The organism is Synergistes jonesii (assembly GCF_000712295.1).
GTDB lineage: Bacteria > Synergistota > Synergistia > Synergistales > Synergistaceae > Synergistes > Synergistes jonesii.
In genome coordinates, this window is sequence record NZ_JMKI01000006.1 from 76,581 (window position 1) to 100,404 (window position 23,824).

Annotated in this window: 33 protein-coding genes; 28 read left to right on the forward strand and 5 right to left on the reverse strand. The window is 57.6% G+C overall.

Annotation, left to right across the window (positions count from 1 at the left end; all coding sequences use genetic code 11):
* Positions 1 to 12 precede the first annotated feature (12 nt).
* From rplX to truA, 24 genes are all read left to right on the forward strand, one after another.
* Complete coding sequence (gene rplX / locus EH55_RS02405) at positions 13 to 339, forward strand: 50S ribosomal protein L24 (protein ID WP_037974454.1); 327 nt, start codon at positions 13 to 15, stop codon at positions 337 to 339.
* Between the two features lie 18 nt (positions 340 to 357).
* Positions 358 to 900, forward strand: coding sequence for a 50S ribosomal protein L5 (rplE, locus tag EH55_RS02410; protein WP_037974455.1), 543 nt, complete (start codon positions 358 to 360; stop codon positions 898 to 900).
* Between the two features lie 13 nt (positions 901 to 913).
* Positions 914 to 1,099 (forward strand): type Z 30S ribosomal protein S14, encoded by a 186-nt coding sequence (locus tag EH55_RS02415; RefSeq protein WP_037974456.1) that lies wholly within the window; start codon positions 914 to 916, stop codon positions 1,097 to 1,099.
* Positions 1,100 to 1,128: 29 nt separating this feature from the next.
* Positions 1,129 to 1,533: a 30S ribosomal protein S8 gene (gene rpsH, locus EH55_RS02420; RefSeq protein ID WP_037974457.1), complete on the forward strand. Its 405-nt coding sequence runs from the start codon at positions 1,129 to 1,131 to the stop codon at positions 1,531 to 1,533.
* Positions 1,534 to 1,548: 15 nt separating this feature from the next.
* Complete coding sequence (gene rplF, locus EH55_RS02425; protein ID WP_037974458.1) at positions 1,549 to 2,091, forward strand: 50S ribosomal protein L6; 543 nt, start codon at positions 1,549 to 1,551, stop codon at positions 2,089 to 2,091.
* A 16-nt stretch (positions 2,092 to 2,107) separates the two neighbouring features.
* On the forward strand, positions 2,108 to 2,473 hold the full coding sequence (gene rplR, locus EH55_RS02430; protein WP_037974459.1) for a 50S ribosomal protein L18: 366 nt from the start codon (positions 2,108 to 2,110) through the stop codon (positions 2,471 to 2,473).
* A 16-nt stretch (positions 2,474 to 2,489) separates the two neighbouring features.
* Positions 2,490 to 3,008, forward strand: a complete 519-nt coding sequence (gene rpsE, locus EH55_RS02435) for a 30S ribosomal protein S5 (RefSeq protein WP_037974460.1) — start codon at positions 2,490 to 2,492, stop codon at positions 3,006 to 3,008.
* A 13-nt stretch (positions 3,009 to 3,021) separates the two neighbouring features.
* On the forward strand, positions 3,022 to 3,204 hold the full coding sequence (gene rpmD, locus EH55_RS02440; RefSeq protein ID WP_037974461.1) for a 50S ribosomal protein L30: 183 nt from the start codon (positions 3,022 to 3,024) through the stop codon (positions 3,202 to 3,204).
* Between the two features lie 12 nt (positions 3,205 to 3,216).
* Positions 3,217 to 3,663, forward strand: a complete 447-nt coding sequence (rplO, locus tag EH55_RS02445) for a 50S ribosomal protein L15 (protein ID WP_037974462.1) — start codon at positions 3,217 to 3,219, stop codon at positions 3,661 to 3,663.
* A complete protein-coding gene (gene secY / locus EH55_RS02450; RefSeq protein WP_037974463.1) occupies positions 3,663 to 4,958 on the forward strand; it encodes a preprotein translocase subunit SecY in 1,296 nt (431 codons plus the stop codon). Before rplO ends, secY begins: the two co-directional genes overlap by 1 nt.
* A 17-nt stretch (positions 4,959 to 4,975) precedes the next feature.
* Complete coding sequence (locus tag EH55_RS02455; RefSeq protein ID WP_037974464.1) at positions 4,976 to 5,611, forward strand: adenylate kinase; 636 nt, start codon at positions 4,976 to 4,978, stop codon at positions 5,609 to 5,611.
* 21 nt (positions 5,612 to 5,632) lie between these two features.
* Entirely contained in the window at positions 5,633 to 6,403 is a 771-nt protein-coding gene (gene map / locus EH55_RS02460; protein ID WP_037974465.1) for a type I methionyl aminopeptidase, read from the forward strand.
* On the forward strand, positions 6,394 to 6,720 hold the full coding sequence (locus EH55_RS02465) for a KOW domain-containing RNA-binding protein (RefSeq protein WP_051682563.1): 327 nt from the start codon (positions 6,394 to 6,396) through the stop codon (positions 6,718 to 6,720). The genes map and EH55_RS02465 overlap by 10 nt, the downstream gene beginning before the upstream one ends.
* The gene (infA, locus tag EH55_RS02470) at positions 6,720 to 6,938 is read left to right on the forward strand and encodes a translation initiation factor IF-1 (protein ID WP_037974466.1); all 219 of its coding nucleotides are present in this window, start codon (positions 6,720 to 6,722) and stop codon (positions 6,936 to 6,938) included. Before EH55_RS02465 ends, infA begins: the two co-directional genes overlap by 1 nt.
* Positions 6,939 to 6,989: 51 nt before the next feature.
* Positions 6,990 to 7,115, forward strand: a complete 126-nt coding sequence (gene rpmJ / locus EH55_RS02475; RefSeq protein WP_037974467.1) for a 50S ribosomal protein L36 — start codon at positions 6,990 to 6,992, stop codon at positions 7,113 to 7,115.
* Positions 7,116 to 7,121: 6 nt separating this feature from the next.
* Positions 7,122 to 7,499 carry a 30S ribosomal protein S13 gene (gene rpsM, locus EH55_RS02480; RefSeq protein WP_037974468.1) on the forward strand — a complete coding sequence of 126 codons (378 nt, stop codon included), beginning with the start codon at positions 7,122 to 7,124 and terminating at the stop codon, positions 7,497 to 7,499.
* A gap of 16 nt (positions 7,500 to 7,515) precedes the next feature.
* Positions 7,516 to 7,908: a 30S ribosomal protein S11 gene (gene rpsK / locus EH55_RS02485; RefSeq protein WP_037974469.1), complete on the forward strand. Its 393-nt coding sequence runs from the start codon at positions 7,516 to 7,518 to the stop codon at positions 7,906 to 7,908.
* Between the two features lie 24 nt (positions 7,909 to 7,932).
* Positions 7,933 to 8,559: a 30S ribosomal protein S4 gene (gene rpsD, locus EH55_RS02490; protein WP_037974470.1), complete on the forward strand. Its 627-nt coding sequence runs from the start codon at positions 7,933 to 7,935 to the stop codon at positions 8,557 to 8,559.
* Positions 8,560 to 8,583: 24 nt separating this feature from the next.
* Positions 8,584 to 9,654, forward strand: a complete 1,071-nt coding sequence (locus tag EH55_RS02495) for a DNA-directed RNA polymerase subunit alpha (protein WP_037974471.1) — start codon at positions 8,584 to 8,586, stop codon at positions 9,652 to 9,654.
* 3 nt (positions 9,655 to 9,657) lie between these two features.
* Positions 9,658 to 10,011: a 50S ribosomal protein L17 gene (gene rplQ / locus EH55_RS02500; RefSeq protein ID WP_037974472.1), complete on the forward strand. Its 354-nt coding sequence runs from the start codon at positions 9,658 to 9,660 to the stop codon at positions 10,009 to 10,011.
* 81 nt (positions 10,012 to 10,092) lie between these two features.
* Positions 10,093 to 10,851, forward strand: coding sequence for an ATP-binding cassette domain-containing protein (locus EH55_RS02505; protein WP_160170718.1), 759 nt, complete (start codon positions 10,093 to 10,095; stop codon positions 10,849 to 10,851).
* Positions 10,832 to 11,680 (forward strand): ATP-binding cassette domain-containing protein, encoded by an 849-nt coding sequence (locus EH55_RS02510; RefSeq protein ID WP_037974473.1) that lies wholly within the window; start codon positions 10,832 to 10,834, stop codon positions 11,678 to 11,680. The genes EH55_RS02505 and EH55_RS02510 overlap by 20 nt, the downstream gene beginning before the upstream one ends.
* The gene (locus EH55_RS02515; protein WP_037974474.1) at positions 11,659 to 12,471 is read left to right on the forward strand and encodes an energy-coupling factor transporter transmembrane component T family protein; all 813 of its coding nucleotides are present in this window, start codon (positions 11,659 to 11,661) and stop codon (positions 12,469 to 12,471) included. The genes EH55_RS02510 and EH55_RS02515 overlap by 22 nt, the downstream gene beginning before the upstream one ends.
* The gene (gene truA, locus EH55_RS02520) at positions 12,468 to 13,241 is read left to right on the forward strand and encodes a tRNA pseudouridine(38-40) synthase TruA (RefSeq protein ID WP_037974475.1); all 774 of its coding nucleotides are present in this window, start codon (positions 12,468 to 12,470) and stop codon (positions 13,239 to 13,241) included. The genes EH55_RS02515 and truA overlap by 4 nt, the downstream gene beginning before the upstream one ends.
* On the opposite strand, the gene EH55_RS02525 is transcribed toward truA, so the two are convergent.
* From EH55_RS02525 to EH55_RS02545, 5 genes are all read right to left on the reverse strand, one after another.
* Positions 13,238 to 14,167 (reverse strand): NAD(P)-dependent oxidoreductase, encoded by a 930-nt coding sequence (locus EH55_RS02525; protein WP_037974476.1) that lies wholly within the window; start codon positions 14,165 to 14,167, stop codon positions 13,238 to 13,240. The genes truA and EH55_RS02525 overlap by 4 nt on opposite strands.
* Before the next feature lie 75 nt (positions 14,168 to 14,242).
* The gene (locus EH55_RS02530; protein ID WP_037974477.1) at positions 14,243 to 14,749 is read right to left on the reverse strand and encodes a TRAP transporter small permease; all 507 of its coding nucleotides are present in this window, start codon (positions 14,747 to 14,749) and stop codon (positions 14,243 to 14,245) included.
* A gap of 53 nt (positions 14,750 to 14,802) precedes the next feature.
* Positions 14,803 to 15,831: a TRAP transporter substrate-binding protein gene (locus tag EH55_RS02535; RefSeq protein ID WP_037974478.1), complete on the reverse strand. Its 1,029-nt coding sequence runs from the start codon at positions 15,829 to 15,831 to the stop codon at positions 14,803 to 14,805.
* 32 nt (positions 15,832 to 15,863) lie between these two features.
* Positions 15,864 to 17,138 carry a TRAP transporter large permease gene (locus EH55_RS02540; RefSeq protein ID WP_037974479.1) on the reverse strand — a complete coding sequence of 425 codons (1,275 nt, stop codon included), beginning with the start codon at positions 17,136 to 17,138 and terminating at the stop codon, positions 15,864 to 15,866.
* Between the two features lie 28 nt (positions 17,139 to 17,166).
* A complete protein-coding gene (locus EH55_RS02545) occupies positions 17,167 to 18,288 on the reverse strand; it encodes a tyramine oxidase subunit B (protein WP_037974480.1) in 1,122 nt (373 codons plus the stop codon).
* A 336-nt stretch (positions 18,289 to 18,624) separates the two neighbouring features.
* On the opposite strand from EH55_RS02545, the gene EH55_RS02550 reads away from it, so the two are divergent.
* From EH55_RS02550 to EH55_RS02565, 4 genes are all read left to right on the forward strand, one after another.
* Positions 18,625 to 19,566 (forward strand): AraC family transcriptional regulator, encoded by a 942-nt coding sequence (locus tag EH55_RS02550; RefSeq protein ID WP_037974481.1) that lies wholly within the window; start codon positions 18,625 to 18,627, stop codon positions 19,564 to 19,566.
* Between the two features lie 132 nt (positions 19,567 to 19,698).
* Entirely contained in the window at positions 19,699 to 21,102 is a 1,404-nt protein-coding gene (locus EH55_RS02555) for a glycerate kinase type-2 family protein (RefSeq protein WP_051682565.1), read from the forward strand.
* Between the two features lie 30 nt (positions 21,103 to 21,132).
* Positions 21,133 to 22,404 (forward strand): phosphopyruvate hydratase, encoded by a 1,272-nt coding sequence (gene eno, locus EH55_RS02560; protein ID WP_037974482.1) that lies wholly within the window; start codon positions 21,133 to 21,135, stop codon positions 22,402 to 22,404.
* Between the two features lie 16 nt (positions 22,405 to 22,420).
* Complete coding sequence (locus EH55_RS02565; RefSeq protein ID WP_051682566.1) at positions 22,421 to 23,713, forward strand: nickel-dependent lactate racemase family protein; 1,293 nt, start codon at positions 22,421 to 22,423, stop codon at positions 23,711 to 23,713.
* The last annotated feature ends 111 nt before the right edge of the window (positions 23,714 to 23,824 follow it).

Here is a 23,824-nt window from a genome sequence, read left to right on the forward strand (position 1 = left end):
GGGTAACCTGCCATGTCTAAAATGAGAATCAAAAAGGGAGACCGCGTTCGCGTGATTTCGGGAAAAGACGCCGGCAAAGAGGGAAAAATCCTCAGCAGAAACATCGATAAGGATACCGTCGTCGTGGAAAACATAAATATGGTTACAAAGGCGGTCCGTCCCTCTCAGAAGGATCCGCGCGGCGGGCTCGTCAAGAAGGAAGCCGCCCTTTCGGCGTCAAAGGTGATGCTCGTATGCCCGAAGTGCGGCAAAGCGACGCGCGTAGGACGCGCTTTCCTCGACAGCGGACAGAAAGTCCGCATCTGCAAGCAGTGCGGCGAGATAATCGATAAGGCTTAATGAGGAGGGACAACTGATATGACTCCGCGTCTTTTGACAAAATATACAGAAGAAGTCCGCCCTCGTCTGAACGAACAGTTCCAGTACAAGAACGTCATGCAGATACCGCGCCTCGTCAAAGTCGTCATCAATATCGGCGTAAACGAAGCGAAGCTCGACCAGAAATATATGGATGCCTCGATGAACGAGCTAACGATTATTTCCGGACAGAAGCCGGTGCTGAAACGCGCAAAGAAATCCATAGCAGGATTCAAAGTTCGCGAAGGGATGCCCGTGGCTTGCTCGGTCACGCTGAGAAGCGGCAGAATGTGGGAATTCGTCGACCGCCTCTTCAGCATTGCGCTTCCCCGCATCAAGGACTTCCAGGGAATTTCGAAGAAGGGCTTCGACGGCAGAGGGAATTTCAACCTCGGGCTCAAAGAGCAGCTTCTCTTCCCGGAGATAGACTTTGACAAGGTCATCCGCCAGCGCGGCATGAACATCACGTTTGTGACAACGGCGCAGACAGATGAGGAAGCCCAGCTGCTTTTGAAAGAGCTTGGGATGCCCTTCGCCCGTTAGGAAGGAGAAGCAAATGGCTCGTAAATGTATGGTGAACAAGGCTAAAGAAGAGCCGAAGTTCAAAGTCAGAAAATACAACCGCTGCCCGATTTGTGGGCGCCCCCACGGCTACATGCGCAAATTCGACATGTGCCGCTGCTGCTTCCGCAAGCTTGCGCGCGAGGGCAAGATCCCTGGCGTCGTCAAGGCGAGCTGGTAGCAGGTGGGCGTAGAAGGGAGGATCCTTTAATGCATATTACCGATCCTGTCGCGGATATGCTCACACGCATCAGAAATGCGAATGTGGTCTACCATGAAATGGTGGATATGCCTCTTTCAAAGCTCCGCCTCGAGATGGCGAGAATACTCAAAGAGGAAGGCTATATCCGTAACTATAAGACAATAACAGACGCGAAGCAGCCGATGCCGATCCTCAGGCTGACCATGAACTACGGTCCGCAGAAGGAAAGGGTCATCCAGGGACTTCGCAGGATAAGCAAGCCGGGACGCCGCATCTATGTCGGCAAGGACGAACTCCCCAAAGTCATGGGCGGGCTCGGCATCGCTCTCATCTCAACGTCAGCCGGACTCATGACCGACGCCAACGCCCGCAAGCTTGGCCTCGGCGGAGAAGTCGTCTGCTACGTCTGGTAACGGAGGAGCTTCGCTATGTCAAGGATAGGACGCAAAGCCATCGCTCTTCCGAAGGGCGTTGAAGTAAAGGTCGACGGACGGCGCGTGACTGTAAAGGGCGCGAAGGGTACCCTTGAGATGGACGTAATGCCCGAAATCTCCGTGGCCGTCGAGGACGGAAACGTCACAGTGGCCCGCGGGAACGACGACAAGGCGACGCGCGCGGCTCACGGCATGACGAGAGCCCTCATCAGTAACATGGTTCAGGGCGTCAACGAAGGTTTCCAGAAAACCCTCGAAATCGTAGGCGTAGGTTATCGTGCGCAGATGCAAGGAAAGAACCTCGTCATGAGCCTCGGCTTCTCGCATCAGGTCGAAGTCGCTCCCCCTGCGGGCATCGAATTCGTCTGCGAGAGCCCGATCAAGATCATCGTGCGCGGCATCGATAAGCAGCTCGTCGGACAGGTCGCGTCGGACGTTCGTGCCCACCGTCCGCCCGAGCCCTACAAAGGCAAGGGAATCAGATACGCCGGCGAATACGTGATCCGCAAAGCCGGTAAGGCCGGCGCCAAAAAGTAAGGAGAGGTGAAGGACGTTGATCAATAATCGCAGCCGCAACGAAATGCGGGAAGTGCGCCACCGTCGCCTCAGGAGACATCTCTCCGGCACCGGCGAGCGCCCGCGTCTTGCAGTCTTCGGCAGCCTGAAGCATATATTTGCCCAGGTCATCGACGACGAAAAGGGACATACTCTTGTATCGGCATCGACGGTACAGGATAAATTTGAAAATCTTAAGAGCACTGGGAACCAGGAAGCGGCAAAGGCAGTAGGAAAGCTTATCGCCGAACGCGCCCTTGCTAACGGAATCACCGAAGTCGTCTTCGACAGAGGCGGGCATCTCTACCACGGCAGAATCAAAGCCTTTGCGGAAGCGGCCCGTGAAGCCGGTCTGAAGTTCTAAGAGGGGGGCGACTAAAGTGGCGAAAGAGACACAGAATGTAAAATCCTACAGCAGCAGGGGGCTCGAGCTCACGGAGCGCGTCGTATCGATCAACCGCGTAAGCAAGGTCGTTAAAGGCGGAAAGCGTTTCCGCTTCAGCGTTCTCGTGGTGGTAGGCGACGGCGTGAGCCAGGTCGGCCTCGGGATGGGCAAAGCCAAGGAAATCTCCGTTGCGATGAAGAAGGGTATAGAACACGCGAAGAAGAACCTGATAGACCTTAAGAAGACAGGGCAGACCCTTCCTCATCCGATCATCGGGAAGTTCGGCGCGGCCGAAGTCCTTATGCGTCCCGCGGCGCCCGGTACCGGAGTTCTTGCAGGCTCGTCGGTCCGTCCGATAATGGAGCTCGGCGGCATCAAAGACGTTATCGCAAAGGTCACCGGCAGAACGTCGAACCCGATCAACATAGCGTATGCTACGATGGATGCGGTAAAGCGCCTGCGCACGCCGGAAGAGATCTACAGGCTCCGCGGCAAAGAGCGCAAGGAAGCGTAGGAGGTATCGCGCTATGGCTAAACTTCGTATTACATGGAAAAGGAGCACGATAGGGCGTCCTCCTATTCAGGAGAGAATCATAAAGGCTCTCGGCTTTCACAGGCTCAACGAGACCGTATATCATGACGACACTCCGCAGATTCGCGGCATGGTCGACAAGATCAGCCACCTGCTCGAGTGGTCTGTCGAGGATTAGGGGGGATAAGCCATGGAACTTCATGAACTTTCACCGATGCCCGGTTCGCGCAGGAAGAAGAAACGCCTCGGAATGGGGCTTGGCAGCGGAAAGGGAAAGACGGCCGGCAAAGGACACAAGGGACAGAAGGCCCGCAAGAGCCCCGGCATTGGGGCGAACTTCGAAGGCGGACAGATGCCGCTTGCACGCCGCATACCAAAGCGCGGCTTCAGCAATTTCCGCTTTACCGTCAGATACCAGACGGTGAATCTTGAGGAACTTGAAAATCGCTTCGAGGCTGGAGCGGAAGTTTCCGCGGAAGAATTAGCCGGACTTCGTCTCATTAAATGCGCCTGCGGGCCGGTCAAGATACTCGGCGAAGGCGAACTCACAAAAAACCTCACTGTAAAGGCAAACGCCTTCAGCGCATCGGCCGCTAAGAAGATCGAAGCGGCCGGCGGCAAGGCAGAGGTGATATAATGCTGGATTCCTTCCGGGATACCTTTAGGCTGCCTGACCTGAAGCGCCGCATACTCTTCACCCTTGCAGCGCTCTTCGTCTACCGTCTCGGCGCGCATGTGCCGACTCCCGGAGTGGATGCTGCCGCTCTTGGAAAGCTTTTCGACCAGGGCACCCTGCTCGGCTTCCTCGACCTTTTTGCCGGCGGTGCGCTCAGCCGTTTTTCAATATTTGCGCTGGGCGTAACGCCTTATATCAACTCAAGCATCGTCATGCAGCTTCTTGCCGTAGTTATGCCGAGCCTTGAAAAGATGCAGAAGGAAGGGGAAGAAGGGCGCAAAAAGATCGTTCAGTGGACCCGCTACGGAACGATCGCCTTCGCGCTCATACAGGCGGTCGGCATGACAGGCTGGCTGAAAGGTCTTGGAATTTACTCCGGCGGCGTACTGGATATCATCCTCGTATCGCTTACGCTCACGACGGGAGCTGTCGCCGTCATGTGGCTCGGCGAAATAATGTCCGATCATGGGATAGGAAACGGGATATCGCTGCTCATCTTCGCGGGCATCGTCGTGAGGATCCCCGAAGCCATCGTGCGCACGGCTTCGCTCGTGCGCCTTGGCGAAATGAACGTCCTCGTGCTGCTGCTCGCCGTCGTGATCATGGTAGCGGTCGTCGCGGGATGCGTGCTCCTTCAGGAAGGCCAGCGCCGCCTCCCAGTTCAGTACGCGAAGCGCATGATCGGAAACAAAATGTACGGCGGGCAGTCGAGCTTCATTCCTCTGCGCGTCAACACGGCTGGAGTCATCCCGATAATCTTCGCCTCGTCGATACTGCTCTTCCCCTATACTATAGCCGGACTCTTCCAGCACGGCATAGCGAGGGCGATTCAGCAGGCGATGAGCCCGAGCAGCCCGATATATATGATTCTCTACGTGCTCCTCATCATATTTTTCTCGTATTTCTATACGGCGGTCGTCTTCAAGCCCGAGGATATATCGACGAATATGAAGAAGAACGGCGGGTTCATCCTGGGCATCCGCCCGGGCAAGCCCACGACCGACTACATAGAGAAGGTAATGGGGCGCATTACGCTCGGCGGTTCGATAGCCCTTGCGGTGATAGCGATAGTCCCGACCCTTATGACGGGGCTGATGAATATCAATACCTTCTATTTCGGCGGCACGGCCGTGATAATCGTCGTCGGCGTCGCGCTCGACACGGTGCATCAAATCGAAGGCCAGCTCCTCATGCGCCATTATGAAGGCATAATCAAACGCCGCGGCGGCAAGGGCGGCAGCCTTTTAAAGCTGTAATCCAAGGAGGCTGAAAAATGAGAATAATTCTTCTCGGAGCCCCGGGAGCGGGGAAGGGAACTCAGGCGGACAGCATTAAAAGCAAATATCCCATAGCGCACATTTCGACCGGCGACATCCTCCGCGCTAACGTCAAAGCGGGCACAGAACTTGGAAAAAACGCGAAGGTCTATATGGACGCCGGAAAGCTTGTGCCCGACGAAGTGATCGTCGGAATGATGGAGAAGCGTCTGACGGAGGCCGACTGCAAGGAAGGCTTCATGCTCGACGGCTTCCCGCGCACGATAGCTCAGGCTGAGGCGCTCGACAAGATGCTTGCGAAGCACGCGATCAAGCTGGACGCAGTAGTCAGCCTTGAGATAGACGACGATACGGTCGTTTCGAGGCTCACGTCGAGGCGGGTATGCAAACGCTGCGGCGAGATATACAATACCGCGTTCAAGCCCGCGGTAAAAGAGGGCGTATGCGACAAGTGCGGAGGAGAAGTGATTCAGCGCGACGACGACAAAGAGAGCGTTATCAGGAACCGCCTCTCCGTCTTCCACACGCAGACGGCTCCCCTTATCGACTATTACACCCGAAAGGGTCTTCTGATTACGGTCGACGCGACCGGCGGCAGGGATGCCGTGCTGAAGATTCTTGAGAAGAAATAGGAATCGGGGCAGCTCTCTATTATGATCACCTTCAAAAGCGACCGCGACATAGCCAAGATGCGCAGGGCTGGGCGGGTCGTTGCCGATATTCTCAATTTAATGAGAGATATGGTCAGGCCGGGAATCGATACCCTGACGCTGGACGAAGCCGCCGAAAATCTCGTCCTCAGGGAGGGTGCAAAGCCCGCCTTCAAAGGCTATAAGACCTCGTGGGCGTCGATCCCCTTTCCCGGCACGATATGCGCTTCGATAAACGAAGAAGTCGTGCACGGGATACCCTCGCGGGAGAGAGTCCTCGAAGAGGGAGATATAATCAGTATAGACACCGGCGCCTCGCTGGAGGGTTTCTTTGGGGACGCCGCATGTACGTTTGCTGTCGGGGAGATCAGCGAAGAGCGGGAGCGGCTGCTTGCTCTTACGCACGAGTCCCTGCGCAGCGGCGTCGCTGCGGTCAAACCCGGGGCAACGCTCGGAGACATCGGTCACGCGGTTGAAAACGTCGTAATTCCCGCAGGCTACGGCCTCGTAAGAGACTACGCGGGTCACGGCATCGGACGCAGGATGCATGAAGCTCCTCAGGTCCCGAATTTTGGGAAGCCGGGAAGCGGCATAACCGTCAAGCCGCGCATGACATTCTGCGTTGAACCGATGGTGATGACCGGAGCCGAGGAAGTCAAGACGCGGCCGGACGGCTGGACTGTAGTAACGAGGGACGGCAGCGACGCCGCCCACTTTGAATACAGCCTTCTCGTTACGGATGACGGTGTGGAGATTTTAACGCCATGGGAGTGACATCCCCCATCCAAGATGAGAGATACCGCGCCGGGGAGATCGTCATCGTGCGCCGCGGAAAGTACGCAGGCAAGCCCTTTGCCGTAGTAGGGCGCGACGACGGCCGGATATTGATAGCTAACGGGGCTGAGTACAAGGCGGCTAAGCCTAAGAGGAAAAATGTTATTCACCTGCAACAGACGCACTATTATCTCGAAGATGTGGCCGGGCGTGTCGCTGGCGGGAAACCTCTGGACAACGGCTGGTTGATGCAGAAAATTTCCCACGTTTTGGAAAACAGTGGCACATCTTGCAGACAGGAGGATGAAACTGCCTAATGGCCAAAGAGGAAGTAATTGAGGTAAAAGGCAGGGTAGTTGAGCCGCTGCCAAACGCCATGTTCCGAGTAGAGTTGGAAAATGGCCACAAAATACTGGCTCATGTCTCGGGCAAAATGCGGATGCATTTCATCAGGATACTGCCGGGCGACAGAGTTTTGCTACAGCTATCGCCCTACGACCTGACACGCGGCAGGATAACATACAGATACAAGTAGGCGGATAGCCCGCCACTGACGAATTAATATAGCCAAGGAGGTCTGCATTTAATGAAAGTAAGACCGTCGGTCAAACCTATATGTGAATATTGCAGAATTATCAAGCGCCACGGCGTCGTGCGCGTCATCTGCAGCAAAAATCCGCGCCATAAGCAGCGCCAGGGAGCAAGGAGGTAGCAGGGGATGGCTCGTTTAGCCGGTGTTGACCTGCCGCGTGAAAAGAGAATCGAAATAGCCCTTACCTATATTTTCGGCATAGGGCCGGCAGTTGCTGACGACATCATAAAGGTCACGGGAATCAATCCCAACACCCGTGTGAAAGACCTCTCTGAGGAAGAGGAACAGAAGCTTCGCGCCGAAATTGAGAACAATCGTTTGGTCGAAGGCGACCTTCGCCGCGATATAGCAATGAACATCAAACGTCTGATGGATATAGGCTGCTACCGCGGTCTCAGGCACCGCCTGGGGCTCCCCGCCAGAGGCCAGAGGACGAAGACCAACGCCCGCACCTGCAAAGGACCGAAGAGGACCGTCGCGGGCAAGAAGAAAGCCACAAAATAGCAGGAGGGATTGACAGTTGGCCAAACGTGTACAGCGCAGCCGCAAGCGTAAAGAAAAAAAGAATGTAAGCTACGGCGTAGCGCACATTTACTCGACATTCAACAACACGATCGTGACCCTTACGGACAAGCAGGGCAACGCGCTTTCATGGGCGTCGGGCGGAAACGTCGGCTTCAAAGGCGCGAGAAAGTCTACGCCCTACGCGGCGCAGATGTCGGCGGCCCAGGCCGCTAAGGCCGCCCAGGACCACGGGGTAGTCGAAATAGACGTTGTGGTAAAGGGCCCCGGGCCGGGACGCGAGTCCGCGATTCGTTCACTTCAGGCGGCAGGCCTGCAGGTCAACGTTATCCGCGACGCCACGCCCATCCCGCACAACGGATGCCGTCCGCCAAAGCGGCGCCGCGTGTAGTCCTAAAAGGAGGTACATACTGATATGAGCAGATATACAGGACCTGTTTGCCGGCTTTGCCGCGCAGAAGGCGCCAAGCTCTTTCTGAAAGGTGACCGCTGCTATACGGAGAAATGTGGTTTCGCAAAGCGTAACTCGAAGCCTGGGCAGCATGGTACGCGCCGTGGCAAACTCAGCGAATACGGCATCCGTCTCCGCGAGAAGCAGAAACTTCGCCGTTTCTACGGAATCCACGAGACGCAGTTCGCTGAGATATTCGACAAGGCCAGCGGCATGGAGGGGCAGACGGGGCACAACTTCCTCCAGCTGCTTGAGCGCCGTCTCGACAACGTCGTCTATCGCCTCGGCTTCGGCGTGAGCCGCCGTCAGGCGCGCCAGCTCGTATGCCACGGACATTTCACGGTCAATGGGCGCAAGCTCGACATTCCGAGCGCGCTGCTCAAGGTTGGGGACGTCGTAGCGGTAGCGGAGGGCAGCCGCGATGTGGCGACCCTTAAAGAAAACGCCGAGGCGTCGGCGGCCCGCAGCATCCCTGCGTGGCTTTCCTTCAACGTAGAGGCAATGTCCGGAACAGTCGTTTCCGCACCTGTCCGCGAGCAGATTGACGTACCGGTGAACGAGCAATTCGTTGTCGAATTCTATGCACGTTAACGTGACGAGAAGGTGGGGGAGAATATGGATCACGACCGCCATGAGATCATAGTACAGGAATCAACCCCTTCATACGGCAAGATCACGATCGAGCCACTTGAGAGAGGATACGGGGTCACGCTTGGCAATTCGCTGCGCCGTGTCCTGCTTTCCTCAATAAGCGGAGCCGCGGTGGTCGCCGTCCGTATCGACGGCGTGCTGCATGAATTCAGTACGATCGCCGGAGTGAAGGAAGACGTTATCGAAATTCTGGTCAACCTGAAGCATATTCCCGTCCGCTGCCATTCGACGTCGGTGCGCACGCTGCATCTGGAAGCGAAGGGGCCGAAAGCCGTCACGGCTTCAGACATCGACCCGGACAGCGAGATCGAGTTCCCTGACCCTGACGCGTACATATGCACTCTTGAAGAGGGGCACTCGGTCTCGATGGACATTTACGTCTCCATCGGCACCGGATACGCGCCTATCGACCGTCCGCGTGCGACGTACCTTCCGATCGACGCACTTCAGACGGACGCGCTCTTCTCTCCCGTCCAGCGCGTAAAGTACGATATACAGGACAAACGCATGGGACAGCGCACGGACTACGACAGCCTTACGCTGGAGATCTGGACGAACGGCGTCGTCACGCCCGAGGACGCCGTCATACAGGCGGGGCTTATCCTCAAGGGATACTACGCTTCGATCGTCGACGCGCTGGCTGGGCCCGGGACGAGCGCTCTCTCCGAGATCATCAAGAGCGACGAGGCTCAGCAGCGAGCCGCGGGCGGCAAGCAAAGCTTCGATTCGCGCGCTCTCGGCGGCTTCCCGATGGGAGAAAATTCCATATACGCGCGCCCCGTCAGAGACCTTGAGCTTTCAGTGCGCAGCGAGAACTGCCTGCTGAGGGGCGGCGTCCATATGATAGGCGAACTTGTAACGAAGACGAGGGACGACCTTCTAAAAATACGCAACCTCGGCAAAATCTCCCTTCGTGAGATAGAGGAAAAACTGGCCAAGTTCGATCTTCACCTGAGCGGCGATATAAGCGCGCCGATCGGCGACGACGAAGAAGAAGACAAGGCCGACAGTGAACAGAACCCAAAGGAGGAATAAACAATGAGACACCGCATGAGTAAAAGGCGGTTGGGGCGCTGCAGCTCCCATAGACGCGCCATGTTGGGCAACATGGCCGCAAGTCTCTTCATCGAGGGCAGCATAGTGACGACCGAGACGAGGGCGAAAGAGCTCCGAAGCGTCGCCGAAAAGCTCATCACAAAGGCCAAGTCCGGCACGATCAACGACCGCCGCCTGGTGATCGCCCGCATCCCTCATAAAGAGGCCGTATTGAAACTCTTTAACGAAATAGGGCCGAAGTACGCGGAGCGCAACGGCGGCTACACTAGAATCGTGAAAATGGGCGCGAGAGTCGGCGACGCGTCGCCGATGGCGGTAATACAGCTGGTAGATTAATTAATGCCCGGCGCGGCACAATTTATACTCAGCGGAGCGGAGTTTTCCTATCCGGGCTCTTCCCGAAAGATACTTTCGGGAGTGGATTTGGAGATACGCGCGGGAGAGTGGGTTGCGCTCCTCGGCTCTAACGGCTCCGGAAAGACGACGCTCCTAAAAATATTAAGCGCCCTGCTTGCTCCAACGCAGGGCTCTTCTTTTATTTGCGGCGGGGGCTCGGAGCGCCCCGCCGCAAATAGGAGCGCGCGCTGCGCGATCGTCTTTCAGAACCCCGAGGATCAGATAGTCGCCTCGACGCTGGAGGAGGAGGCCGCCTTCGGTCCGGAGAACCTCGGCTGCCCGACTGAGGAGATTCGCGGAAGAGTCTCCGAGTCTCTTGCTGCGTGCGGCCTTGCCGGCATGGAGACGCGCCTCGTCTCGTCGCTCTCCGGAGGGCAGAAGCAGCGCCTCGCGCTTGCCGGCGCTCTTGCGATGCACCCGGCTGCGATACTGCTCGACGAGGCCCTTTCGATGCTCGACCCGCAGTCGAGGCGGGCCTTTACGGAAATAATAGCGGCGGAGCACGCGAAGGGGAAAACAATTGTCCAGGTCACGCACAGGCTCGAAGAGATTCGCGGCGCGGAGCGCGTGCTGATGCTCAAAGAGGGAAAAATCGCGCTCGATATGAGACGCGAAGACTTCTTTAAAATGAAGGGCTCCGAGCTATCGGAGCTCGGGCTGGATCTGCCTCCGCTGGAAAGGCTCTGCGAAGGGCTGAAGGGGGACGGCCTGCTGCCGGAAGGGTGCGCGCCGGAAATATGCGCCGTGGAGAAGTGTTTGAATGACGCTTTCGGTAGATAACATATCGTACAGCTACAACAAAGGGCTGCCTACGGAGTGCGAGGCGCTGCGCGGCGTCAGTTTCCGCGCGGAAAGCGGGATACTGTCGGTCATCGGCCACACCGGAAGCGGCAAATCGACGCTCGCCCAGCACCTCAACGCTCTGATAATACCGCAGTCGGGCAGCGTGACCGTCGACGGCGCGGATACTTCTGGTTCCCCGGCCGAGGTGCGCTCCGTGCGCAAAAAAGTCGGTCTCGTCTTTCAGTACCCTGAGCAGCAGATATTCGCCGAAAGCGTCGAAGAGGAAATATCCTTCGCGCCGAAGAATTGGGGGCTCGACGAAGAAGGCGTCAAAAAAAGCGTCGCGGAAGCGTTGGCCGCCGTCTCCCTTTCCGCGGAATTTCTGCCGCTGCAGCCCCATAACCTCTCCGGCGGGCAGAAGAGAAAAATCGCGATAGCCTCCGTCATAGCGGCGAAGCCCTCCTACCTCGTCCTCGACGAGCCGACCGCGGGGCTTGACTGCGTTTCCGCGCGCGAGCTGGAAGCGCTGCTCGCGAAATTCGCCGCGGAGGGGATGGGGATAATCCACATCACGCACGACGTAGAGCTAGCGCTGAGGATAAGCTCGGAAATATTGATTCTCGAAGAGGGGCGCGTCGTCTTTTGCGGCGCGCCGGAGGAGTGCGCGAAATTCCTCTGCTCCGCTCCGGTAAAGGGGCTCGTGCTGCCGGACGTCCTTGAGCTTTCAAAGAGGCTCGCGTCGTCGGGCGTCGTCGATAAGCTCGAATGGAGTGCCGAAGCTCTTCTTGAAAGGCTGAAAGAAAAATGGCGCGCGCGGACAAAGTAGCCTTTGGGCAGTTCATCCCCGCCGACACGCCCGTGCACGCGCTCGACCCGCGCGCAAAGATACTCATGACGGCGGCGGTCATCGTTCTCCTGTTCGTGACCCGCAGCGCCGCCTCCTTCCTGCTCTGGCTGCTGCTGCTCCTCTTCCTCTCGCGCCTCTCGAAAATTCCCGCCCGTACGCTCTTTTCCAGCGCGAAGCCCGTCTTTATACTGATCATATTCACCTCTTTGCTTCATATCTTCGCCACGCCTGGGGAGCTTCTTTTCAGAATTTTCGGCTTCAGCGCGACGAAAGAGGGATTTATGCTGGCCTTCCTGATTTCGCTGCGCTTAGCGCTGCTCGTGATGTATGCCTCGCTGCTGACTCTGACGACCTCCCCGGCGCGCATATCCGACGGGCTCGAAGGGCTCATGTCGCCCCTCGCGCACATAGGGGTGCCGGCGCACGACATAGCGATGATGATAACAATAGCGCTGCGCTTCATACCGACCCTCTTCGAAGAGACCTCGCGCATAATAAAGGCGCAGAAGTCGCGCGGCGCCGATTTCGAAACGGGAGGCCCGATAAAGAGGGCGCGCGCCTACATACCGGTGCTCGTCCCGCTCTTCGTGATAATATTCAGGCGCGCCGAAAACCTCGCGGTCGCCATGGAGGCGCGCGGCTACAACGGAGGAAGCGGAAGGACGAAGCTGAAGCCGCTGCACTGGCGCAGGAGCGACAGCGCAGCGATAGCGCTGCTCTCGGCGCTGTCGGCTCTGATAATATTCGGCGAAAGGTTCCTCGCGAAATGACGCGCTACGCGGCCGAGATCTCTTACGACGGCGGAAAATTCTTCGGCTGGCAGGTGCAGCCGGGGCTTCCCACCGTGCAGCTCGCGCTCGAAAACGCGCTTTCGCTCATCAACGGCTCGGCCGTCGCGGTTGCCGGCGCCGGACGCACGGACGCCGGAGTACACGCCCGGGCGCAGGTCTGCTCATTCGACATGGCGCGCGAATGGGAGCCGCGCCGCCTCGTCCTTGCGGTCAACGCGCATCTGCCGGAGGGTGTCAGCGTAATGCGCGCGGCCACGGCGCCGGAGGATTTTCACGCGAGATTCTGCGCGAAGGAGCGCGAATACAGATATTTCATATGGAACGAAAGCACCATATATCCGCACCTTGAGGGGCGCGTCTTCTGGCTCAAACAGAAACGCTTCGACTGGGGCAGAGCGGCCGAGGCGGCGAAATATCTGGCGGGCACGCACGACTTCGCGAACTTCTCCCACGCCGAGGAAAACGTGAAGGACACGTTCCGTACCGTCACGAGAATCCGCCTCTATCGGAGGCCGCCGCTGATAGTCTTTCAGATAAGGGGCGACGGCTTCCTGCACAACATGGTGCGGATAACGCTCGGCAACATGGAACTCGCCGCGTCGGGGCTGATAGAGCCGCACGAAATAACGGGGCTGCTCGACAGATCGAAGGCAAGGTCCGACGGCGGCAGGACCTACCCGGCCTGCGGCCTTTATCTGTGGAAGATAGGCTACCGCGGCGACATCTGGAAAAAGGCCGCGCCGCGTTAACCGGCGTTGAGATAGCTTTCCAGTCTCCTCAGGATCTGGCTTATATAGACCTCCCTCGCGCGCAGCGTCTGAGTGCCTGTGTGCGGCGTGCATACGACGCGGGGCGATTTATAAAAATCGAAGCGCGACGGCGCGCAGTCGTCGCAGGCGCCGCCCCCTCCCTCGGGGTAGCTCGCCGGATACTCGTACCACGGGTCGGCGGCGAAGCCCTTCAGCAAGCAGTTTTTTACCGCGAAGTCGAGGGCCTCCTCGTCGACGAGCCCGGCGCGCGCTATGTTGATCAGGTAAGCGCCCTTCATGAGCTCCAATTCCTCTTTTCCTATTATATGAAAGGTTTCGTCGTTCAGCTCGAGCGCCGCGAATATGACCTCTGCTCCGCTTATCGCCTCGCGCAGGTCGTCCGTCGTCCTGTCGAATAATCCGCCGCATTCCCTGCTGCGCTTGTCGAAGGCCGTGATATCGCATTTGAACGGGCGCAGGTACGACGCTATCATGCCGCCTATCCGCCCGGCGCCGAGAATCGCCGCCTTCGCGCCGAAGAGCGAATCCCAGTAGCTGTCGTCGAAGCTCCAGCTGTCGCGTTCCTTCATGTTCCTGTCGTGCAGCGCTATCTTCCCCATCACGGCGAGGGCGAGCGCGAGCGCGTGCTCGGCTACGATTTCCGGCGTGCCTTCGATGAAAAAGGTTTTTATCTCTCTCCTTTCGAGCTCTTTGACCGCGAATTTGTTTTTGCCGACTATCGGCGCGAATACGGCCTTAAGCTTCGGGTAGAGCCCTATCTCCTCCGTGGAAAGTTCCTCCGTGAGAACGACGTCGGCGTTCCTCTCCTCCTTCGACGTGAAGCGGTGGCGCGGGTTCGCTTTTGCGAATTCCTTTATGTGGCGCATGTAGATGTCGTTGTCCATGCCCTTTGCGTAAACGATCATAGGACGTCCTCCTTAAAAAAAGACGCGGGCCGAAGGCGGTCCGCGTCCATCAGTGCCGGCTGAAAGCGCGGCTTTTTAATTCTCGTTCACCTTGACTGCCGTCTTCGGCCCTTTCAGCAGGTCCGCCAGAGTGTTGCGCAGCTCGTAGAGGGAAAGGATCGCGAAGGAGGCCGGAATCGCCGCGAAAGCGTAGCGGTAGGGCATCCTAAGCGCGGGCGTCAGCCTGACTCCGGCGGCGGCTACGAATTGCATCCCTATCCCCAGGACCACGAGCGACGCGAGGAACATCAGCAGCTGAGCGACGAACGTTACGAATTTGTTGACGCTCTTCGGCATCATTTCCTTGAAGACGACGATGCTGACGTGTCCCCTCTGTGCCGCTATGATCGTGGTGCTCAGCAGGCAGAACCAGACCAGCATGATTTTCAGAAGCTCCTCCGACCATGTGAGCGAATCGTTCAGCACGTAGCGGTAGAATACGTGGGCCCACGCGATGACCAGCATCACGAGTCCGAGGAGGATCAGTATATACAGTATGACCTTGTACATACGGTTTATAAGTTTGTCAAATGCTGCCAGCATATGTCATTAACCTCTTTCTTAGCTTCCGCGCGGCGCCCGGCCGCGCGGCGGGGCTACTTCAGCCCTTTCAGCGTATCGGCCTTGACGGCGTTTACGTCTTTGAGGAACTTGTCGACGTATTCCTTGCTCGTCTCCTTCTTTACCTTTTCGATCACCACGGGCTGAGACTTCTTTTTAATCTCGTTCATCGCGGCGGCCGTCGGCGTGTTGATTTTCATGCCCTTTTGCTTGAGCTTCGCGAGTATCGCGTCTTCGCGTCCGGCGTTGACGAAGCGGCTGTAGTTCTGTCCGAGTATCGCTCCGACCATTATCGCCTCCTGATACTCCTTCGGTAGCTTGTTGAACCATTTCAGGTTGGCCACCAGCGGCATCCCGTCGTAGATGTGGCGCGTGAGGGAGACGTACTTCTGGACTTCGTACATGTTGAGGTCCCACATGTTGGCGATGGGGTTCTCTTCGCCGTCGACTATCTTCTGCTGCATCGAGAGGTAGAGCTCCGACCAGGGGACAGGCGTAGGGTTAGCGCCGAGGGCCGCGAAGTTCGCCATGTGCATCGGCGCCTGCATCGTTCTGATTTTCAGCCCCTTGAAGTCGGCTATCGTGTTTATCGGTTTGACCGAAGAGGTGACGTGTCTGAAGCCGTTCTCCATGAAGCAGAGCCCCTTGAGCCCGCTCTGTTCGAGCGAGTCGAGGAGGTCTCTGCCGACCTTGCTGTCCATTACCATCCAGGCCTCATTGTACGAATTGAAAAGGAAAGGGATGTCGAGGACGAAGAATTTCTTCTGGAAAGTCGTTACCGGTCCGATTGAGGCTGTAGCCATCTCCAGCGAGCCCGTCTGCACCTGTGAGAGCGATTCCTCCTCCGAGCCGAGCTGACTGTTCGGGAATATCTTTATCACGACGTTGCCGCCGGTCTTCGCTTCGACATAGCGCTTCATCACGTCGAGCCCTATCGTCTGCGGGTGGGTAAGCGAGTTGCAGGCGGAGATACGCACGTTGACCTTCTGTGCGGCCAGCGCACCTGACACCGAGAGCATAAGGGCCAAGATCGAGATGATTGCCGCCGTTGTTACTTTTTTCATTTTTGTTTCTCCTTCCGAGTGTTAGTTTATTTTTAATATCCGGCCAGTCTGGGCAGGAACAGTGAAACCTGTGGGACGAAAGTCACGAGCAGAAGCACGGCCATAGTCGCCGCCACGAAGGGTATGGCCTCCTTGACCGTGTCCTCTATCTTCACCCCGGCTATAGGGCTGGTGACGAAGAGCGTTATCCCGAACGGCGGGGTCGCGAGCCCCACTACGAGGTTGACGCAGATGACGAGTCCGATATGTATAGGGTCGATGCCGAGCTCCCACGCTATAGGAGCGATTATCGGCGCGAGTATGACTATCGACGCGTAGTCGTCCATGAAGCAGCCTACGACGAGCAGCACTACGTTCACGCAGAGCAGGAAGAGCCACCACGGCATCGCCGACATCGGCCCTATCAGGCTGTCTAAGACGCGCTCATTCGCAATAGCCCACGCCATCACGCTGCCGGCTCCTGAAAGTAGCAGCACGAGCCCGGTGGTGGAAGCCGCGTCGAGGAACATCTCCGGTATGTCCTTCAGCTTGACGGCCCTGTTGACGAAAAAGGCGAGGATGCCGCTGTAAAGCACCGCGACGGCCGACGCCTCCGTTATCGTGAATATCCCGCTGAAAATTCCTCCCAGGATGATCACAGGGAGCATCAGCGCCGGGAGGGCCTTCTTCGTCGCCCGCATCTTCTCTTCCCACGTCGTCCTGCGGTAAGGCTTGTAGCCGCGCTTCGCCGCGATCCTGTTCGCGATGATTATCTGAGCGCCTGAAATAAGTATGGCCGGCACGACGGCGGCCATGAAGAGCCCCGCTATCGACGTTCGCCCTACTGCCATACAGTAGAGAATCATCAGCACGCTCGGCGGCATTATCGGTCCCAAGAGCGACGCGGAGGACATTACGCCCGCCGAGAAGGCCGGAGAATAGCCCTCCTTCTTCATCATCGGTATCAGGAATACGCCGAGCGACGCGGCGGCCGCGACCGCCAGCCCGACTATCGAGCCCATCAGAAGGCTCGCGCCGATCGTCACCATCGCGATCGCGCCGTGGTAGCGGCCGAAGAGCGCGTTCACGAAATCAATGAGAGTTTCCAGAAGCTTGCCCTTGAGCATAAGCTGCCCGGTCAGCACGAAAAAAGGCACAGCCAGAAAAGAAAAGCTGTTCATCCCTTCGTACATTTTCTGCGCTATTACGATGATCGGGTATCCGGCTGCCAGCATGTATGCGAGCGAACTGATGATAAGGTTATAGGCTATCGGCACTCCTATGACCATCATGCAGAGAAAACAGATTACCAGTGTAAATAACTCCATTTAAATGCCTCCGGTGCGGCTTCAGTTTTTATTTTAGGTAAGGCTCGTTCCACAGCAGGAGTTTCTGTCCCACACCCTGCTTCAGCGCGCGCTGATAGAGCTCGAAGCCGCAGGCCACGTCGAAGACGGCCATGCCGCAGGCGACGAAGACGATGTTTTCCTCGTCGTTCGTCCTGCCGGGCTTTTTGCCGAGTATCACGTTGCCGATGTCGGTAGAATCTTCCAGCTTCGCGAGCTTGCCCTGATCGATCAGCGTGTATAGGGGGCCTCCGATGACCCCGGCGTAATAGCCGGCGACGTCTCCCGACGCGTAGGCCTCTTCGACGTAGGCTTCGTGAAGTTTGATGTTGTCATATACTATTTTGCTCTCCGTCCAAAGCTTGTCGTCGCCCTTCGCCGGGCCCGTCAGCATCAGCAGGACGCCCTTCTTGAGCCACGAGCTTTCGATGTGCAGTGGCTTGATGCGCGACGCCGCGACCGTCACTATGTCCGCGTCTTTGAGCGCGTCGGGAAGCTCGGATGCGGCTTCGGCTTTGATCCCGTATTCCTTCTTTATCCATTCGGCCAGAGCCTGCGCCTTCTCTATGAAGAGGTCGTAGCAGAAGACCTTTTCAACCTGCGGAGCCTGAGTGATGAGGTGGCGGAAGCAGGACTTGTTTATCGGTCCGCAGCCCACTACGGCGACGGCTTTAGAATCCTTGCGCGCGAGATGGCGCACCGCGACGCCGGGGATCGCGCCGGTCCTCGTCGCGCTCAGCAGGTTTGCGGACATATGGCAGAGCGGCGCGCCGGTCTCTTTGTCGTTTATAAGGACTGTGAGGATGGAGCGCGGAAGCCCTCTCTTGGTATTCGCGGCGTTTGAGCCGTACCATTTGTTTCCGCAGACGTCGAAGCGCCCGCCGAGGTAGGCCGGCATAGCGAAGAACCTTCTGTCCGGCCCGGCGACCGGCATATTCGGGAAAGGCGACTCCTTGGGGAAGATAATGCCCATGCCATGGCTGTTGTGGTTGCTGCCGCCCATCAGATAGTCACCCTTCGCAAGGAGAGTGAACACCTCCTCGCATACGTCGACCCAGCCTGGAGCGTCCATGATCCCGAGCTTTATCGTGTCCGGTTCGGACAGATAGATAAACTCGATCCTGTTATCCATTTGGCATCTCTCCTTAGACTTTATGAAAGATTTTGATTCGGCAAACGCCGAACACCGCTCATGCGGCACACAACAGAAACAGAGCCGCACGACGGTCTGTAGTCAAACTCCTAACATGCAACTCTGGCTCTGCTTCGCCTAATATAGGCACTGAACGTTTATTTTTCTATTAGATTCTTATTCTCTTTTATCAATATATTAACCGTGTAAGCACCGCAGCTTTGTAATGTATAATGTATAATAATCGCAATAGTGAAAGCAATAACAGATTTTCCGGAGCGCGTAGGGGGGCGCTTTGAGAAACGCGGCAGGGCATTGTGCAGAGGAGTGGTTTGTTTGAAATCGCGCCCGATACTTGTGGACGGAACGCTTCAGGAGCTCACGGAGCACGGGAACGACAGCTTTGCGATGTCGATGGACGAGCAGCATGTGAACGCCGAAGACTTCGAGGGCGTGCTCCACTGGCATTACGAGATACAGATAACGATAGTCGTCAGCGGCTCGGTCCTTTTCAAGACGCAGGACAAGGAATTCCTTATACACACAGGAGAGGGGATAGTCTTCAACAGCGGCTGCCTGCATGAGCCGGTCCCCGCCGAGGAGGGCGACTGCGCTTACGTATGCGTCAATTTCCATCCGAAGATAGTTTATGGCTATCCCGAAAGCCTGCTGCGGCACGCCTACGTCGATCCAGTGCTTTTTTCCGGCGAGCTGCAGGCGATCCCCCTGCGCGAAAAGCCGTGGCATATGGAGATTTGTACGATAATGAGGGAGCTGGCACGCGTCGATATGTCGCAGGCCTTCGGCTACGAGATTCGCATGTACTCGCTCGTGCTCCAGATGTGGTATCTTATAGTGCACAACAACGAAAGGCTTCTATGCAAGTCGACGCCGGTCAGCTTCTCCGAAAGGCAGCGCATAAAGGCGCTGACCGGCTTCATCCACAACAACTATATGGATGCGATATCCTTGGCAGACATAGCGGCATCGGACCACATAAGCAAGGGGGAATGCTGCCGCATATTCAAGCGCGTGACCGGCACCACGCCCTTTTCCTATCTTGTGAGCTACAGGATACGCCAGAGCATAAAGCTGCTCGCCATGACCGATCTGAACATCTCCGAAATAGCTCAGAACGTCGGCTTCGGCTCCGGCAGCTACTTTACGGAGTGCTTCAAAAGGGAAATGAAATGCCCGCCGCTGGCCTACAGGAAGAAGCTGGAGAAGAGCCGGGGCGACTCGCCGACGTCCATCACGTTTTCGGCAAAATCATCGTAATATTATCATTTTCTATCAAAATATTTATATTCGATTGACTTTTTGTCCTGCTATATATACTTTATCGACAGCTATATCAGATACGGCAAAGTATGTCCTTTTTTACTCTTAATTTTCTGGAGGGAATCGGCAATGCGGGAGAAGATCAGAAACAAAGACGTTCTGTTGTCGCACGGCGACAGGGAATCAAGGCGCATCGTCCTCGATATCACGGAAAAAACGCTGCGGCGCCTGGATGCGAAAGAGCGCATCAAAAGTATAATGACGCTCGACGGAGACACGCTCCGCATCGGGATAAAAGAATGGGACCTTTCTAAAAAAAAGAATATCTACCTGCTCGGCGGCGGCAAGGCGTGCAACCACATGGCGATGGCCGTCGACGAAATACTCGGCGACAGGCTCACGCGCGGCGTAGCGATCGTCAAGATCGCCGAGGATACGGACGTCTTCAACAAGACCGAAGTATACGTCGGCGGGCACCCTCTGCCCAACGAGGAGGGCTACCGCGCGAGCCGCATAATGCTCGACATCGTCGACCGCGCCGGCCCCGACGACCTCTTCATCGTAGTCATAAGCGGCGGGAGCTCGGCCCTTATGAGCTGCCCGATAGACGGCATATCGCTTGCCGACGAGATAGCGGTGACGGACGTCATGCTGAAATCCGGCGCGAATATATTCGAGATAAACGCGATCCGCCGCCACATCTCCCAGATGAACGGCGGGATGCTCGCAAAGCGCATAGAGGCCCGCGGCGCGGAGCTCATAGGCTTCGGTATAAGCGACGCCGTCGCCTCCCCGCCCACCGGCGACATAGGAGTCCCCTACGCGAAATACCGCGCTACGCCTATGGGCCCCGACCAGACTACGCTGGACGATGCGAGGCGCGTGATACGCGATTACGACGTCGCGGATAAGCTGCCGAAAAATGTCGTCGACTATCTGATGAGCGCGGGGTCGGAGCGTGAGACCCCGAAGGCCTTCCCGAACAACACATACTTCCTTATAAACACGCTGCCGGATTCGTGCCGCTACGCGAAGGAGGCGGCGGAGGAGATGGGGCTCGAAGCCCACATCCTGACCTCCTTCCTCGAAGGGGAGGCGAGGGACGTAGGCTCCGTCTTCGCGTCGATAGCGCACGAGATTCAGAGCTACGGCAATCCCTTCAAAGCGCCGTGCGTGCTGCTCGCGTCGGGCGAAGCGACGACGAAGATACCGGACAGCGGCGTCATAACAGGACACGGCGGCCCCTCGCAGGAGGAGACGCTGAGCTTTGCGATAGCGGCGCAAAAGATGAAGGGCGCCTGCCTGCTCTCGATTGACTCCGAAGGCACGGACGGCACGACGCCGGTCGCGGGAGGAATCACAGACTCCCAGAGCTACGCCGCGGCGCAGAAAAGCGGCGCGGACGTCTACGCGGCGCTCAGGGGGCACGCTGCGTACGAGGCGCTGCTGAAGATGGGCGACGTCGTCTTCACCGGCAACACCGGCACGAATCTCTGCGACTTCAACGTGATGTACGTACCCAAGGCAGAATAGTAGAATTTAGAATTCCGGAAGGAGAACGCCATGTCTAAAATAACCGAAGTAAAGGCGAGGCAACTCATAGACTGTAAATGTCGCCCGATGGTTGAGGTCGACGTGATCACCGAGAAGGGCTCTTTAGGGCGCGGCAGCGCTCCTACGGGAAGCTCCGTCGGCATGTACGAATCGTTCGTGCTCAGGGACGGCGACCCGAAAGAATACGACGGGCTAAGCGTCCACAACGCCGTTCGGAACGTGAACGAGATAATCGCCCCCGCGCTGATAGGAAAAGAAGTGAAGGACCAGGCGGGGTTAGACCGGATAATGATCGACCTCGACGGCACGTCCGACAAGCGCCGGCTCGGGGGCAACGCGATATACAGCGCCTCGATAGCCGCCTTCCGCGCAGCCGCGGAGGATGAAAAAACGCCGCTCTACGAATATATCGCGGAAGGGCCGGTCAAAAGCGTCCCCATCCCGTCGTTCAACGTGATAAACGGCGGGCGCAACCCCGGCGCGACTCAGGCCTTCAACGAATTCATCGTCATGCCTTACAGGGCCGATTCGATATACGAGGCGGTCGAAATAGCGGTGAAAGTCTTCCAGAAGCTCGGCGGCGTGATCAAGAAACACACTGGCAAGGCTCCCGGCGTCGGCGGCTCCTACGGCTGGATAGCCCCGTCGGAGGACCCGGACGAGGTGCTTTCGCTGATGCAGGAAGCGATAGACGAATGCGGCTACACCAAGAAGTGCGCCTTCGCGCTCGACTGCGCGGCGAGCGAGATGTACGACGCCGAAACGAAGAGCTATTATCTCAATGGCGGAAGAATCTCTTCCGGCGAGATGATCGGTTACATAAAGCGCCTCACCGAAAAATGGAATTTCGTCTTTATCGAGGACATGCTCGACGAAAACGATTGGGAGGGGTACGCCGCGGCGCATAAGGCGATAGACAGGACGCTGATCATCGCCGACGACCTCACCGCGAGTAACAGGGCGAGGATAGAGCGCGCCTACAACGACGGCTCGATAGACGGCTTCATCTTAAAGCCGAACCAGGTGGGTACGATAAGCGAGGCTTTGGAGTCCCACCGATACGCCAAGGAGCGCGGCCTGCTTTCGATAACCTCTGGGCGCTCGGGCGGCGTGATCGGCGACGTCGTCATGGATATGGCGGTCGGGCTTGGCATAGGCTTCATCAAGAACGGCTGCCCACGCTCGGGCGAAAGAATCGACAAACTCAACTTCCTGATGAGGGTGGCGGATTTGAGCGAAGGCTGCCGCATGGCCGACATATCCGACCTTGTGCGTTTTTAGCGGGGAGGGAACGGCGATGTCCGCCGAATACGGCTTTGAAAAAAACGCCGGAGGGGCCTTCTACCGCGATGGCGTCGAGGGCGTGCTGCTGAGAGTGCCGGACGCGCTGGCCGGCGTGGAATTCATATACCCTGAAGAGCCAGAGCCTGAGGAGAGCGGCGTGCTCATCGGCCGCGCGCTGGAAACCCCGATAGGTTCTTTGCGCCTCAGCGAGCTCGCAGCCGGCAAAAAGGACGCCGTGATTCTGGTATCCGACGCGACCCGCGCCGTCGCTACGGCCGCCGTCCTTCCTTACGTGATGAAGGAGCTCGCGGCCGGCGGCATAGCGGAGGAAAACGTCCTGCTCGTCGTAGCGACGGGAGTGCACCGCGGCGCGACGGAGGAAGAGATGAAGGAAATCGCGGGCGGATATTACGGCCGCGTGCGCATAGAAAACCACGACCCCTACGACCCTGAAAAGCTCGTGACGATCGGCAGGACCTCCTTCGGCAACAGCGTCGAGCTCAACAAAAAAGTCTGCGGCGCCGCGCTGCGCGTATCGATAGGAAAAATAGAGGCGCACGAGTTCGCCGGCTTTTCTGGCGGGCGCAAGTCGGTGCTGCCCGGCGTCGCGAGCGAACGCTGCATCGTTTACAACCACAGGCCCGAAATGATACTCGACCCGCGCGCCGTCTCCGGCAACCTCGACGGCAACCCGGTGCATCTCGATATGTTGGAAACGGCGAAGGCGCTGGGGATAGACTTCTGCGTCAACACCGTGCAGAACGCGAAAGGCGCGCCCCTCGGAGTATTCGCCGGAGATATGGAAGCCGCGCATCTGAAGGGCGTGGAATTCCTGCGCTCGCTTTTCGGAATCAAACTCGGCGGCGCCGACATATACCTCGTCACGCCGGGGCTCCCGCTGAACATCGACCTCTATCAGTCGATGAAGGCCCTGATCGCCCTTACCCCGGCGGTGAAAAGGGGCGACACGATAATTTTTTACAGCAGATGCTCCGAGGGCATAAATTCGGAGGACATGATGTCCTCCTTCAGGGGCGCCGCCTCGCTCGAAGGCGTGCTGAAAGACGTGACGGAAAACTACCGCATACAGAAAGACCACGCGCTGCTGCTCTGCAAGCTCTATCAAAAAGGCGCGGGTGTGATAGCGCTGTCGCCGAACGTCGGCGCCGCGGACTTCTCGGCCCTTATGATGACGCCGGCGAAAAACCTCGCGGACGCCCTTGAGACGGCGATTCAAAGACATTCGTCGGGGAAACGCCCGCGCCTTGCGATAATCCCCATGCCCCAGCGCCTAGTGCTCAACTGAACGCCGCCGCGGCGGCAACTTACAAAGGCAGAGGTCCGGCTACGAGCCGGCCTCTGCCTGTCCTTTGCCGCCGCGATTATTTTGCCGCGCATCTTCCCTCATATAGGGCGC